Below are 14,705 nucleotides of genomic sequence, written 5' to 3' on the forward strand. Positions count from 1 at the left end.
GATTTTAGAGCAAGTAAAGGTTATGGTAGAGATTGGAGAACAGCTATTTACCGTCACATGGGAGGAAAAGACCTTAACGACCAAATTGATGGTGCAAAATACCTGGTTGAAGAACATGGTGTTTCACCAGATAAACTAGGAATTTATGGTGGCTCTTATGGTGGTTTTATAACGCTTATGGCTATGTTTAAATATCCTGATACTTTTAAAAGTGGTGCAGCTTTACGCTCAGTGACCGATTGGGCACATTACAACCATGGCTATACCGCAAATATTTTAAACACACCTGTTGAAGACCCCAAAGCCTACCAACAAAGTTCACCAATTTATTTTGCCGATGGCTTAAAAGGCAACTTATTGATGCTGCATGGTATGATTGATACTAACGTACATTTTCAGGATGTGGTAAGACTATCACAACGTTTAATAGAACTGAAAAAAGAAAACTGGGAGTTAGCTGTTTTCCCTCTAGAAGGTCATGGCTTTGTAGAAAGCTCTAGCTGGAGCGATGAGTACCGACGCATTTTTAAATTGTTTCAAGAAACGTTGAGGGAGTAAACGGTTTGATTTTTTGAGGAACTATATTCAATAAGTTTAGAAGAAACAATTACAACTTTTAAATGTGACCTCAATATTGATAGAGAAATTAATCTTTGGCTGAATAAAAGATTTGCTATCTTAGACATATAGTATGAATGTACGTAATACGTATATCCAATTGTTAGCTGCAAGTTGACCAAAGCAGAAACCGAATTGAAAATAAGAAATGAAAAGAATTTTATATCTACTTATTATTTTGACTTTAGCAAGTTGCAGATATTTTAATGTAAGTCCTGTAAACGGAATTACAACTAAAAATCTGACTGAAAAACCAACTCAATCTGAAATGATTGGAATTTGGGAAGTGGATAAATTCAGTTACGAATTAAATGAGGAAAAAGGATATGAAAAGAAAAAAATTGAATTGGATTTAAAAGAAAACGGAACTTTCGAAATAACAAATCTGCCAAATTATATAAATGTGTTTTACCAAACCGAAGAAAGGTTTGTTAATACAAGCGGAACGTGGAAAATCGGAAAAGATTTTAAAGGAGAGAAATGGGTTTTGAATATGAGTTTCGACAAAAGCAACTTGTATGAAAACGGAATGTCAACTTCATACGATTTGTATTTGCAAGATGACGGAATCATAATTTGGAATTTTATTGGAGACCCAGATTCCGGAGAAAGATTTTTATATAAAAAACAATAAAAAAACCAGCTGCCAACAATGGCTATAAGTAATTGCTTGTTCTCGCCTACTTCTGAAAATCCTCGCGGATTTTCAGTTTGGTATGTACTTGCAAAGTTAACCGCTAAACCACGCAACTACTCATAGCCGAGACCGTTGGCAAACATTTGAGAATGACGAAAAACACAGAAAATCATAGCGGAATTTTATCAATCGAAATGTTTGACAATTTAGCAAATCGAAGTCCTAGTTTTCATAGAATTTCAGCAATGCTATTAGACCATTTTTTAATGTGTATTTTGATAATTCCGATTGCGATTGTATTTGCTATAGCATCTGAAAAACTCGGATTTAAATTGATAGACGGAATGAGTTTCTATGTTTGGGTCTTGATAATCTTTGTATACTACAATAAAGACTTTTTCAATGCTAAAAGTCCTGCGAAAAGAATAATGGGCTATCAAGTCATCGACAGAAAAACGGAAAAACCTGCGACTGAATTACAATGTTTCGTGCGGAATTTTACAATATGCGTTGCTTGGCCAATAGAAGTTATAGTTGGATTTTTTAACCCAGAAAGAAGAATCGGAGATTTTTTAGCTAACACCAAAGTTGTTTCATCTGAAAAAGAAAAATTAAAAACAATTTGGACTGACTTAAAAAGAACAAAACTGAAAATGAATTATTTCGGGATTATAATAATCGGAATCGTATATTTTTACGGATTAAGTTATATAATTCCTTAAAAAATAAAAACGTTTGTCAACAACGTGTAAGCACAATATAAAACCACGAATATGAATAAAATTTTTACTCTGATTTTTAGCCTAATTACAGCTTTTGGATTTTCACAGACAAAAGAAATTCAAATTGAATTTATAGGAAATTGTGGACTTCATATGACAGATGGTATCACAAATTTCTACATTGATTTTCCATACAAATCTGGAGCTCACGGATATATGGAATTTAAAGAATCGGAATTAGATAGTATTAAAGAAAACTCAATTTTCATTTTTACACATAAACACTCTGACCATTACTCTAAAAAGAATCTAAAGAAAGTGATGAAAGAAAAAGGTGGACAGACTTATGGTGTTTCAAACATTTCAGAATTAGAAAAATTAAACGAAACTTTGGATAATTTTGAGATTGAGACATTTAAGACTGAACATAAGGTTTTTGGAATTAATTTCAGACACTATTCATTTCTGATAACGTGGCACGGAAAACGGATGTATTTATCTGGCGACACAACAGAACCTCAAACAATTGGAAAAATTAAAAATATTGATTGGGCATTCGTCCCATATTGGATTTTAAAAAATGCTAAAGAACAGAAGATAGACATTGATGCAGATATGTATTATGTTTACCATCTGTATCCCGAACAAATACCAAGCGCTAAAGAGAATTGGGATAAGGTAGATAATATTCATCCATTGACAGAGCAAGGCGAAATTCTAAAATTGGAATACTAAAAAATACTGTGGGCAACAACGTGTACAGCTCATTGCTGCGTCTTTTCCCGCACTAATCATACACAAAACCGTTGGCAAACATTATGACTCAAAACAAAATAAAAATTAAGACATTATTGATAGGCTTTTTAACATTATTGATTTCTTGTAACAAAAGAGTTAAGAAAACTGAAATAAATAAAGTCGAAACGGAATTAGATTATCTTAAAAGAGAAAATTTAAATTACGACCAGTTCAAAGGTACAAAATGGATTATTGGTGAAATTGGCCTAAATGGAGAAAAACCAGATACAATAATATTCGACAATCCTAAAACATTAACATACATTAGTACTGACACCGGAAAAGAAAGTTGTAATTTTTCGTTTGAGAATGACACTTTAGTTTTTAAATCATATGGAACGGAATATGATTTAGAAACTGATAAAGAAATAACTTCTGAAAGCATAAATAAGTTTCATTACCAAAATAATACCTTCAAGTTTATATTTTGTTATCAAAAAAAAGCAACAGAAAAAGAATTTCGAATTACTAATATGGAAAAATATAATTTAATTTTTCGACAAATAAAATAACGTTTGCCAACAATGGCTATAAATAATTGCTTCTACTCGCCTACTTTGAAAACTCCGTTGGAATTTTCAGCTTCGTGTGTACTTGTAAAGCTAATCGCAAACCCACGCAACTATTCATAGCCGAGACCGTTAGAGTACAATATGAAACAAACATTTACTGATAAAAATTTTAACTGGATTATAATCGGAATATCACTAATTTTTTCAGTAATAACTTTGATAAATATTTTCAAAGGATTCGAATTTTTTAGTAGTTTCCTTTTGAGAATGGTTCTTGCTTTAGTTTCTATAACTGCTCTAGTTTCATTGTTTATAGATAAATTTAATGGAGAACGTTTTTCTCGAATATTTATAATTGTTTATCTAATATTTCCATGTGTTTTAACATTAAATCAATTTCTAACTGACTTAATTTTTTTTGAAGTTAATAGACTAAACTTAATTCAAAATCCCACTTTTCTTTTGAAACTATTAAGCGGAATTTCATTATTGTATTTCGCAATTAAGTTTTCAAAACAACAGAAAACTGAACATATTACAGATTATGCAATTCTAATTATTGGAGTCGGAATTTTTACAATACTTTATGTATTGACCAAAACTTTAGAACCAAATTTCATTGCGCCAGATTTTATAATAGGATATCCTATGTGGAAAACTATAATTAAATCAATAATTGGAATTTTGATTCTCATAATAGGATTAAGAATAAATAAAATAAAAACGAAGTTTAACAGAGGTCTAATATTAACATCGGTTTTAATTTTCATCTTTGGAATGATATAAATACTGTGCCTAACAACGTATCTAATTCATTACTTCCGATTTCTTCATAGGAAATCCATCAGATTTTACGCAACGAAATCATAGCCGAAATCGTTGTACAACATTATGAAACTGACATTTAAAAAAGCATATCAAAATTTCTTAAAGACAATCAATGTTGGAGAACTCAGTGTAGAGGACTTGAATTTGAAAGCAATTATGAAAAGTGTAAAAATGGATTATTCAGAAGTTGAAATTTTAGGACTTGACTTGGATAATCCTGATTGTGATATGTTATTATTTGAATACGGAAATTATGATTGGACTGGAGAAGGCGAAAAATTTAATTTATCGGTAAAAAGACAACTGTTTTTTGAAAACCTCGACGAGTGTGGATATTATGGATTCACGATTTATTTTGATAAAAATAATGTTGGAGAAATTGATGAATTTTCAAAATGGTGTGAAAAGAAAAGTGATGCTGATGAATGGTTATCTGAAATAGAAAAAACGATTGGAATAGAAAAAGTAGAAGGAAAACCTGCGATGAAATTTGAATTTGAACTTGAAAAACCTAATTAAAAAACGTTGTACAGCAACGTATATAATTCATTACTTCCGATTTACTCATAGGAAATCCATCAGATTTTACGCAACCAATCCCTAAATTTTAAATCGAAGACTTAAACTGCTCTAAAAAGCGCACATCATTTTCGCTTAATAAACGTATATCACCTATTTGGTGTAGTAGCATGGCAATACGGTCTATTCCCATACCAAATGCAAACCCTGAATATTCTTTAGAATCTATACCACAGTTTTCTAATACATTTGGATCTACCATACCGCAACCCATAATTTCTAACCAACCTGTTCCTTTTGTAATACGGTAATCTACTTCCGTTTCAAGTCCCCAATACACATCTACTTCTGCACTTGGTTCTGTAAACGGGAAATACGACGGACGTAAACGTATTTTACTTTTTCCAAACATTTCAGTAGTGAAATATTGAAGCGTTTGCTTAAGGTCAGCAAAACTTACATCTTTATCTATATACAAACCTTCTACTTGATGGAAAAAGCAGTGCGAACGCGCAGATATAGCTTCGTTTCTGTAAACACGACCTGGTGAAATAGTTCGAATTGGTGGTTTATTGTTTTCCATATAACGCACTTGTACCGAACTGGTATGCGTACGCAATAAGATATCTGGATTGGTTTGAATAAAAAACGTATCCTGCATATCACGTGCTGGATGGTATTCTGGCAAGTTCAACGCTGTAAAATTGTGCCAATCGTCTTCAATTTCTGGACCTTCGCTTACATTAAATCCTATACGCGAAAAGATATCAATAATCTGATTTTTCACAATAGATATTGGATGACGCGCTCCTATTTCAATAGGTTCTCCTGGACGTGACAAATCATCATAAACACCTTTATCTTCTTCTTTGCTCTCTAACTCTTCTTTTAAAGCGTTTACTTTATCTTCAGCAGTCTTTTTTAAAGCATTGATAACTTGACCAAATTCTTTTTTCTGGTCGTTAGCTACATTTTTAAATTCTTTAAAATAATCATTAAGCAACCCTTTTTTTCCAAGGTATTTAATTCTAAATGCTTCAACTTCATCTTTAGTTTCAGCTTTGAATGCTTCTGCTTCAGCAATAAGCGCTTTAATCTTGTCTATCATGATATCAATAAAATGAGTGCAAATTTAGTAAATCTATTCAATAAACTCAGCTTCCAAAAAATAATTGACAATGGCTTCTTTCATTAAAACACTTTGCTCGCCTGCTTTAAGGTGAGGCAGTTGTTCTTTTACTTTATAATGTGGCCAACCATCGTCATCAAAAAAATCAAATTCATAATACCCATAAGGTTCTAACAACCTACATATGGCAATATGCATCAAATCTAGTTTGTGGTCTTTTTTAAAACGACGGTGTATTTGCCCTAATTCCTGAACGCCAATAAGGTATATAATGGCATCTAAATCTAACGTGTCGCCATCAGCAAACTGTACAGACAGCTTGTTAACCAAAAGTTCCCATCGTTGTTTTAACTGTTCGTCTCTAGACATATATATTTTCCTACCAAAGCAGGAATCTCAATTTAATTAAGTTGCAAAGTTAAAAAACCTTGATATTTAAACCTACAAGGTAACAGAAACCTTAAAAAAAGTTTTACTTATAATCTAGCTGTTCTAGACTTGGCCAGAACTAACAAATCTTAGGCGCAATATTTTTAACTAACGCAATTCGATATAATTATTTTCATAACGAACTGATCACAATTAATTTAAAATTACTGTCAGGTCGAGCGTAGTCGAGACCTAATCAAAATAGACCGATTTTGAGACCTTTCGACTGCGCTCAAGGTGACAATGTTACAATTTCATTGACTTAAGAAACAACTATACTAATGTTTTACGTCAAACTCACGTTAACTATTAAAAAGTTATATTTGAAAAAAATTAACATAATGGCTGTTATTGATATTGTTTTAGGAGCGTTGTTGCTTTTTGGACTTGTAAGAGGGCTTTTTAAAGGCCTTTTTGTTGAAGTTGCTTCACTTGTAGCTTTGGTTGCTGGTGTTTATGGCGCCATTCATTTTAGTGATTATGCTGCTTCTTTTTTTGAAGATAGTGTAGATTGGGATGAAAAATATGTAAACATTCTTGCCTTTGCCATTACGTTTGTAGTTATTGTTTTAGCAATTGCTTTGGCAGGAAAAGCCTTAACTAAACTAGCTGATTTTGCTGCTTTAGGAATTTTAAACAAACTTTTGGGAGGTGTATTTGGTGCACTTAAAATTGGGTTAATATTAAGCATATTGCTTATTGTTTTTGACAATATGAACAACACCATTCCGTTTGCAGATGAAGAAGATTTAGAAACGTCTATTCTTTACAAACCTGTAAAATCTTTAGCTCCTATGCTGTTTCCAAGTATTTTAAACAAAGGAAAAGACGTTGATGAAGAAACTGGTCCTGAAGACACTCAAGAACAAAGCGATACTTAATAGCAGTCGCTTTTTATTTGCTGGTTGTTTTGATAATAGCTCAATGGTTTGTTATTGTGCGTCATAACAATATCCTCTAAAACACTTATTACACCTTTATGCATTGCTAGCGAACCGCAAATCATAATCACACCATTATTGTAAAGTGTTTCTGCAATACGTTTTGCATCTTTATGCAACGCATCTTGCACATATTGTTTATCTTCTTCTCTAGATAAAGCTAGTGAAAACGTGTTTAGCTTTTCTTCGGAAATAAGCGCGTCTATTTGATTTTTATACATGCTGAATGACGCATTTGTTCGCAGCCCAAAATATAAATGAGTTTCTGTTTTTTTGTTCTGCTGAAGCATTCCAAGAAATGGAGCAATTCCAGTTCCGTTTGCAATCATAATCACACGCTTTGCTTTTTTAGGAAAATGAAATGCAGAATTTTTCACCAAACGCGCTTTTAGTTTTGAGCCTATTTCAGCGTTATGTAAAAACCCTGAACCTAAACCTTTATCATGTAACTTAACACTTAAATGAACATTTCCGTTTACTTTTCCTATAGAATACAAACGCTCTCTATAATCGTTTTTTGGATAGATAGCCAATAAATCGCCCGAAGTAAATTGATGGTGTTTTTTAGGCTTTAAGGTGATAAAAAACGTGTCATCTATATTGGTTTCTGTTTTGCTGATTACCTTAAATTTTTTAAGCTGCTTGGGTTTGATCACTAATTGCTCTTGCGGAATATTTACAGTAATTCCTGTAGCTTCGCACCACTGATTGATCCATTGATTAAACGCTTCAACCGACTTGTCATTGATGGTAAACACAGAAACATCTTGTTGAAATAATTGCTGTAATGCTTTATCAGCATCAAACGCAAATTGGCAAAAATCTGGATATGCTAACGAGCCAAATCCAACCACCGAAAACTGCAAGGTGCTTGCATTGGTTTCCGATTGTAGTTTTTGCAAAAACATATTGGCGTTTGTTGGTGCATCGCCTTGACCATAAGTCGCAGTCATTATTACCAAATGCTTTGCTTTTGGATACTGCGTGTATGCATTCATTTCGGTAATTACTGCTTTTTTTCCAGTAGCAATAAGTTGTTTGTAAAATGCATTGGCATAGTTTATCGTGCTTCCGTTTTCTGAACCCACAAGAATAACAATTTCAGCATCTTGAGGTTTGAACTTATTTTTCAATCGGCTTTTACGACGTTTTAAAGTCATGGCAAACCCAGAATAGATAAAAAACAGAATATTTGCCGTTGCAATGGCTAAAATGATAGACCATAAAATGCTGCCTTTTCCGGTGTGTAAATTCACACTTAAATTAGAAAACAGCGTGACATTAGGTAATTGTATATCGCTTAAAACATCGCCTGTAAACTGATTAACAAGCAGTTCTTTATCTTTTAATTTTACTGTAAAATAATCTTCTACATCACTAGAAAAAGGAAATTCAATAGCTTTTACTTTAGAAAGCGGTGTGTTTTTAAACACTTCAAAATCTGATAACGGTTGTTTTGGTGTTTCAGAAAGCGTATCAAAATCTACTTGATGTGACATTTTAGCTTCTGGTAAAGCATCAAACTTTTCTAACGACAAATACACCCCTGTAACCGTAATTATGATGATTGGAATTAAAGACAAACGCCCTAAAACGACATGCCAATACTGGTTAAAATCTTCATTAATTATTTTTGAAAAAAAGCGCTTAAAACCACGTTGTCGCTTTATGATTAGGACAGTTCCAGTAACAGCAATTAAGCACAACAAGAATGAGCATAAACCTACAAAAAATCGGCCGACGCTTTTTAAGAATAACGACCTATGGAAATTGGTTACCCATTGAAAAAAAGGTGAAGGTTTTAACTCTTCGCCAAGATATTGGGCAGTAACAGGATTAAAATAACCACTTAAATCGTTTCCTTCTTCAGTAAAAACAGAGGCAACCACAAAATCATTGCCATCAACTTTTATGTCAATAATTTCAGGATAAGTCTCTTGAAAAACTGTAAGAGTTTCAGCAAGTGTGATGTTGTCTAAATCGGCAACATGGTAAGGTTCTAATTGTTCGGAAATAGGCTGAAACGCCAGAAGAATTCCGGTTACAGAAGCTAAAACGATAAAAACAAAAGAAGATACAGCCAACGCAAGGTGACTGTATCTCCAAATGGATATGGTCATTGTGTTCTTTTTAGTAAACAGTTTTTCAGTGGCAGTAAGCAGTCTTTCAAAATTCTTTCTTATTCCTACATTACTTTAAATGACAAACTTGTATTAATTTTTTGTTTAGAGACTTCTCGACTGCGCTCGAAGTGACAATTATTATAATCTTGTCATTCCGTACTTGATGCGGAATCCATTAATAAAAAAACACTGTGTCAATTTGGATCCTGAATCAAATTCAGGATGACAGTTCGTTGTTTTTATCAAGTTTTACCAGTTTCGTCTTCATCTTCTACTTCGATTTCAACGCATTAATTCGGCATCATTCTAATATAGCGAATAAAGCCTTTACCTTCGTGTTTTCCTTTGATGTTTTCTGTTGTTAATGGGAATTGTACATCATCAACAAAATATTCATCATCTTCAACAGCGGTTTCAAATCGGATGCTGTAACCAGCATCTATTTTAGAGTCTTCAATATCTATCACTTCTATAGCACGTTCGCCACCTGCAACTGTTGCGCCTGTGATTGCATCAATATTATGACGTTTTTTGCCATAAAATTGCCACCATTCTTCAACCGTATTGTACCACTCATCGTCATCACCTTTTACATACAAGGTTTTTTCATAAGCTCCTTCAGGGTTGATTAACGAAATCACAATGTAAGCGCCTTCTCCTGTATAATTCGTCATTTGAATCATACACTTATACTTGGTAGATTCTGTTAAAGTTGTAAAGGATACCAATCCTAAAACTAAAATGCTTAAAAGGGTTATATATTTTAATTTCATGTTTTAATTATTAATAAGTGTCAGGTCGAGCGCAGTCGAGACCTAACTAAAAGTTCTCGACTGCGCTCGAACAGACAATAAATTTTACTTTAAGAATTTAATTGAAACATTGTTCTTTTTTAGTAGCTCATTTTCTGAAGCTAAATCGTAAGCTGTTTCATCAAAATCGGTAGTGATAGTTTTGTCTGCACCTTGTTCTAAAAGGAATTTTAAAATGCTATCATCTTTTGCTTTCATCGCTGCAATTAACAAAGCGGTATTCCCTTCTTTGTTTTTAGCATTGATATCTTGACCAAATTCAGTAGCCATTTTTAAAAGCTCTAAACTGTTTTTTTCAACAGCTAAATGATACCATGTGTTTCCATTTTTTTGAGGTGCTTTTAGGTCTAACCCTGTACTCTTTACTAGGTCTAACTTTTTTAAGAAACCGTCTTTATTTCTGTTTGAATAACCACTAACAACATAGTAAGCTAGATTGTTACCATCAGCATCTACTAGTTCTAAATTAGCTTCTTTTTCTATCAAGAAATTGACAACCTCTGGACTATTGTTTTGCATTGCAAGCATTAAAGGGGTTTCTCCTTTTTTATTAGCTTGATTAATGTTTTCAAGTTTATTATCGTACAACAAGCTTACTATAGCTAAGTCGTTTCTAGAAGCTGCATTTAAAAATGGTGTATTACCATTGTGATCTTTAGCATTTACATTTAATCCGTTTTCTAAAAAGTAATTAATGACTTCAGTATCTTTAGATCGTGAAGCAAGCACATGCAATGGCGAAACACCTTCGTGGTTTGTTGAATTAGGCTTTAATCCTTTTTCTTCTAAAAATTTATACACTTCTAAACCATTGGTTTTTCCGCGTGTTCCATAAGCAGCAAACATAAATGCTTGGTCGTTTCCTTTAATCCCTTTAGCTATAAGCTTATCCATTAGATCAATATTTCCTGTTTTAGCAACATAGTTAAAGGCATCATTACCATTAGCGTCAGTACTTTTTAAATCTACACCTTTAGACACGAAATAGTCTAACAATTTAAAATCTGAATCATAAGGAGCGGACAATAATAAAGCGTTAGCTCCATCAGGATTTAGGTCTATTTTTGGGTTTGCTCCATTTTTAATACAAAGTTCGTATACCTCAGTATTTTGCTGACCTGAACCAGCGGCAAAGTTTAAAATGGTGTTTCCTTTATCGTCAGTTAAGTCGGTTTTAGCCCCTTGTTTTAAAAGGTGCTTCATAAACTCTATATTTCCTTTGTAGGCAGCCCAAAAAATATACGTTCTACCATCGTGAGTTAATTTGTTAGCATCGTTTCCTTCTTGAGATTGAAGGTGAATAATGGTTTCTAATGGTGCGTTTTGTAAAATCGCATACACTACACCATCAAAATTATTCCTGTTTGCCTCAGCAGGATTGTTGCCCTCTTTTATTTTTTGGTCAATTACCTTAGGTGTAGGTTTAGTATCCCAAAAATCACGGCTTAAAAAAATATTGTCTTGTGAAAATCCTTGAACACTTAATAGAAGTGCTAAACCAAGGAGTTTTAGTTTAAAATTTTGCATCTTATTTTTTTACAAATGATTCAATTAACGGATTGATTTCTTCAGCTGTTTTATAGTTCTCTTCATCAAATAAATATTTAAAGAGTCCTTTATTATCAACTTTTTCCTCCAAAGACAAGTTTGTATGTCTTGCAAAAACTTCACTCCATTTAGCACGTACAATAGCCCATTTAGCTTCGTTTTCTTTCCAGTAATCTTGAGCTGCTTTACATTTACTGTCTTCAACTTTAACGTAAGTATTAAACCCTTTTTCTTGAGCTAATACTACATCAGCTTTTCCTTCTTCACGAATTACCTTGTCGTTATCTTGGTCGTGAATCCAACCGTTATTAACGATTTCATGACGATTTCTTCTAATAGTTACATTGTAATCGCTACGTTTAGTGTACTCACGTCTTGGTAATGGTGCAGACGTTGTGTTTTCCCAATAACTTTTACCATCAACATGTACCCAAGAAGCAGATCCTTCATAACGAGGGCTATCATCTACTTGAAATACCTTTTGAGTCCATTGTCCTTTAACATCACTTTTAGGAAGACTAACATAATTCCAGCTATTATCATAGTTGTACTCATACAAATCGGTATTTTCAAATTCCCAATCTTGTCTCCAATGTTTTACAATCATTTTATTATTAGGAGGACCAACAATTAATAAGTGTTGCATAGAAATTTTATCTTTATCATCTTCAACTAATTGAACCCACTCTAAACCTTTATCATGTTTTACTTTTGATGGTATATAAGTTGAATCTCCTGAGTATTCAAAAGTTTCGGCAAAGTTAAAAGTAACTTCATAACAACCACACATACTCTTTATGGCGTCCTGGTCTTGCTTTTTTGTGCTTTGAGCATTTAAATTAATTATAAATGCAAACGCTAAAACTGTTGTTAAGGCTAATTGTTTCATTATTAAAGTTTTGTTTTACTGTTTTAAATTTTATTGAAAAAATTTTGTTCTTATTTAGACTGATTTAAAATAACATTTTATATTTGCAGCAAATTTAATCAAGAATGAGTCTAAATAAAAATAAAATCTGTATTTATTTTTCACTTTTTTTTAGCTTGGTAGCGTTTGCTCAAGAAGTTGAAACTGATTCTACTGAAACCAAGCAACTTGACGAAGTAATTGTTACTGCAACACGTACAGTAAGACAATTATCTTCGTTACCATTACCAGCTCAGTTAGTCTCAAAAAAAGAAATAAAAAGTGTAAACTCATTACGATTAAGTGACATATTAAACGAGCAAACAGGATTAATTACAGTGCCTGATTTTGGTGGTGGTGAAGGTATACAACTACAAGGTTTAGACTCTCAATACACATTAGTTTTAATTGATGGAGTACCTCTTATTGGTCGTTCTGCAGGAACACTAGACATTAGCCGAATTACAGTTGGAAACATCAAACAAATAGAAATTGTTAAAGGTGCTTCGTCTAGCTTATATGGAAGTGAAGCTCTTGGTGGTGTTATAAATATAATTACTGAAAACCCTAAGTATGGGTTTAATGGAGAGCTAAACTCTAGAGTTGGAAGCTTCAATACACTAGACAACAGCTTTAATTTAGGTTACAGAAAAGAAAAGTTTTCTGTAAGTGCTTTTGTAAATAGTTTTAGTAGTGATGGTTACGACCTTAATGAAAATGATGCCTTAAACACTGTTGAACCTTTTAAAAACCACACGTTCAACACAAAGCTTACTTATAATTTTAACGAAAATACTAGCCTGTTTTTATCAGGAAGATACTATACACAAAATCAAGATTATGTAGCATCTGAAGATTTAAAAGGCGAAAGTGATATTAATGAGTGGAATGCTCATGCTAAATTAAGCCATACCTATAACGAAAAATGGAGCAGCTATTTTGAGTTTTACGCGACACGCTACATAGCAGATGAATACTTAAACAATACAGACAATTCTAGATTTAGTGAAAGTGATTTTAACCAACTATTACTAAGACCAGAGATTAGAGCGAGTTATAAATCTTCAGAAAAAAGTGATTTTATTGGTGGTATTGGCTGGAATCATGAAACCTTAAAACGTACTGATTTTTCGACCAACCCTGAGTTTAATTCTCCTTATGCCTACTTACAGTATGACACCAATCCAACCGAAAAACTAAACGTTATCCTTGGTGCTCGTTTTGACAACCATAGCGAATACAAATCACAGTTTAGCCCTAAAGCTGCATTAAGGTATAAGTTATCTAATAAAATTGCTGTAAAAGGATCAGTAGGTTACGGATTTAAAGCTCCTGATTTTAGACAGTTGTACTTCGACTTTACAAACTCATCAGTAGGTTATACGGTTTTAGGTTACAATGCTGTTACTACTGCAATTCCGCAAATGGAAGCTAATGGAGAGCTTGCTAACATTGTTGTTCCTATTTCAGAATTTGAAAACGAATTAAACCCTGAAAACTCAATTGGTATTAACGTAGGTGCAGATTACAGACTTTCTAGTACAGTAAAAGTAGACCTTAATGTATTTAGAAACAATATTGAAGATTTAATTGATACTCGAGTAATCGCTAATAAAACCAATGGGCAAAATGTATTTAGCTACTATAATGTTCATAAGGTATTTACACAAGGATTAGAGTTTAATGTGAATTGGAAACCTAGCAATAATTTAAAATTAATGGGAGGTTATCAATTACTATTTGCTAAAGACAAAGCAGCTGTTGATGCCTTTGAAAATGGTGAAGTTTATGCAAGGTTAACTCCTAGCTCACCTTCATTTCAGCTTAAAAAAGAAGATTACTTTGGGCTTTACAACCGTTCGAGACACATGGCTAATTTTAAGATTTTCTACACGTTTGAACGTTGGAAACTCGATGCAAACCTTAGAGGAACTTACAGAAGTAAATATGGACTTTACGACACTAACGGAAACACTTATTTAGATAAATATGATGAGTTTGTAGATGGTTATTCTACTTGGGACATCGCGTTTAACAAAACACTTTATAAGAATTACACATTAGGCTTTGGTATTGACAATGTTTTTGGCTTTACAGATACACAAAACATAAGCAATATTTCAGGTCGCATTATATACGGAAAACTTAATATTCAAATTTAATAAACATTAAATAACACTTA

15 protein-coding genes are annotated in these 14,705 nt (G+C 32.8%); 9 read left to right on the forward strand and 6 right to left on the reverse strand.

Going from position 1 to position 14,705, the window contains the following annotated elements:
- From ACQ0RB_RS14235 to ACQ0RB_RS14265, 7 genes are all read left to right on the forward strand, one after another.
- On the forward strand, positions 1 to 558 hold a 558-nt coding region (locus ACQ0RB_RS14235; protein ID WP_430499256.1), incomplete at its 5' end, for an alpha/beta hydrolase family protein.
- A 208-nt stretch (positions 559 to 766) separates the two neighbouring features.
- Positions 767 to 1,252, forward strand: a complete 486-nt coding sequence (locus ACQ0RB_RS14240; RefSeq protein WP_430499258.1) for a hypothetical protein — start codon at positions 767 to 769, stop codon at positions 1,250 to 1,252.
- A gap of 152 nt (positions 1,253 to 1,404) precedes the next feature.
- Positions 1,405 to 1,977: an RDD family protein gene (locus ACQ0RB_RS14245; protein WP_343795127.1), complete on the forward strand. Its 573-nt coding sequence runs from the start codon at positions 1,405 to 1,407 to the stop codon at positions 1,975 to 1,977.
- 153 nt (positions 1,978 to 2,130) lie between these two features.
- Complete coding sequence (locus tag ACQ0RB_RS14250; RefSeq protein ID WP_430499260.1) at positions 2,131 to 2,712, forward strand: MBL fold metallo-hydrolase; 582 nt, start codon at positions 2,131 to 2,133, stop codon at positions 2,710 to 2,712.
- Positions 2,713 to 2,795: 83 nt separating this feature from the next.
- Complete coding sequence (locus tag ACQ0RB_RS14255) at positions 2,796 to 3,287, forward strand: hypothetical protein (RefSeq protein WP_430499262.1); 492 nt, start codon at positions 2,796 to 2,798, stop codon at positions 3,285 to 3,287.
- 141 nt (positions 3,288 to 3,428) lie between these two features.
- Complete coding sequence (locus ACQ0RB_RS14260) at positions 3,429 to 4,073, forward strand: hypothetical protein (protein WP_430499264.1); 645 nt, start codon at positions 3,429 to 3,431, stop codon at positions 4,071 to 4,073.
- 105 nt (positions 4,074 to 4,178) lie between these two features.
- The gene (locus tag ACQ0RB_RS14265) at positions 4,179 to 4,634 is read left to right on the forward strand and encodes a hypothetical protein (RefSeq protein WP_430499265.1); all 456 of its coding nucleotides are present in this window, start codon (positions 4,179 to 4,181) and stop codon (positions 4,632 to 4,634) included.
- A gap of 88 nt (positions 4,635 to 4,722) precedes the next feature.
- Here ACQ0RB_RS14265 and pheS read toward each other — a convergent pair whose 3' ends face one another.
- Together pheS and ACQ0RB_RS14275 are read right to left on the reverse strand one after the other, a co-directional pair.
- Positions 4,723 to 5,742 carry a phenylalanine--tRNA ligase subunit alpha gene (gene pheS / locus ACQ0RB_RS14270; RefSeq protein WP_430499266.1) on the reverse strand — a complete coding sequence of 340 codons (1,020 nt, stop codon included), beginning with the start codon at positions 5,740 to 5,742 and terminating at the stop codon, positions 4,723 to 4,725.
- 33 nt (positions 5,743 to 5,775) lie between these two features.
- Complete coding sequence (locus tag ACQ0RB_RS14275) at positions 5,776 to 6,132, reverse strand: hypothetical protein (protein ID WP_344726737.1); 357 nt, start codon at positions 6,130 to 6,132, stop codon at positions 5,776 to 5,778.
- A 401-nt stretch (positions 6,133 to 6,533) separates the two neighbouring features.
- Between ACQ0RB_RS14275 and ACQ0RB_RS14280 the strand changes: the two genes are divergently transcribed.
- A complete protein-coding gene (locus tag ACQ0RB_RS14280) occupies positions 6,534 to 7,073 on the forward strand; it encodes a CvpA family protein (protein WP_430499317.1) in 540 nt (179 codons plus the stop codon).
- Here the strand turns inward: ACQ0RB_RS14280 and ACQ0RB_RS14285 are convergent.
- From ACQ0RB_RS14285 to ACQ0RB_RS14300, 4 genes are all read right to left on the reverse strand, one after another.
- Positions 7,070 to 9,253: a PepSY domain-containing protein gene (locus tag ACQ0RB_RS14285; RefSeq protein ID WP_430499269.1), complete on the reverse strand. Its 2,184-nt coding sequence runs from the start codon at positions 9,251 to 9,253 to the stop codon at positions 7,070 to 7,072. The two genes, ACQ0RB_RS14280 and ACQ0RB_RS14285, sit on opposite strands and share 4 nt — an antisense overlap.
- A gap of 293 nt (positions 9,254 to 9,546) precedes the next feature.
- Positions 9,547 to 10,029, reverse strand: a complete 483-nt coding sequence (locus ACQ0RB_RS14290; protein WP_430499270.1) for a DUF2271 domain-containing protein — start codon at positions 10,027 to 10,029, stop codon at positions 9,547 to 9,549.
- Positions 10,030 to 10,113: 84 nt separating this feature from the next.
- A complete protein-coding gene (locus ACQ0RB_RS14295) occupies positions 10,114 to 11,595 on the reverse strand; it encodes an ankyrin repeat domain-containing protein (protein ID WP_430499272.1) in 1,482 nt (493 codons plus the stop codon).
- A gap of 1 nt (position 11,596) precedes the next feature.
- Positions 11,597 to 12,505 (reverse strand): DUF6607 family protein, encoded by a 909-nt coding sequence (locus ACQ0RB_RS14300; RefSeq protein ID WP_430499274.1) that lies wholly within the window; start codon positions 12,503 to 12,505, stop codon positions 11,597 to 11,599.
- Between the two features lie 104 nt (positions 12,506 to 12,609).
- Between ACQ0RB_RS14300 and ACQ0RB_RS14305 the strand changes: the two genes are divergently transcribed.
- Positions 12,610 to 14,685: a TonB-dependent receptor plug domain-containing protein gene (locus ACQ0RB_RS14305; protein ID WP_430499276.1), complete on the forward strand. Its 2,076-nt coding sequence runs from the start codon at positions 12,610 to 12,612 to the stop codon at positions 14,683 to 14,685.
- The last annotated feature ends 20 nt before the right edge of the window (positions 14,686 to 14,705 follow it).

It is taken from the genome of Gaetbulibacter sp. PBL-D1, from assembly GCF_050509525.1.
In the GTDB taxonomy this organism is placed as follows: Bacteria; Bacteroidota; Bacteroidia; order Flavobacteriales; family Flavobacteriaceae; genus Gaetbulibacter_B; species Gaetbulibacter_B jejuensis.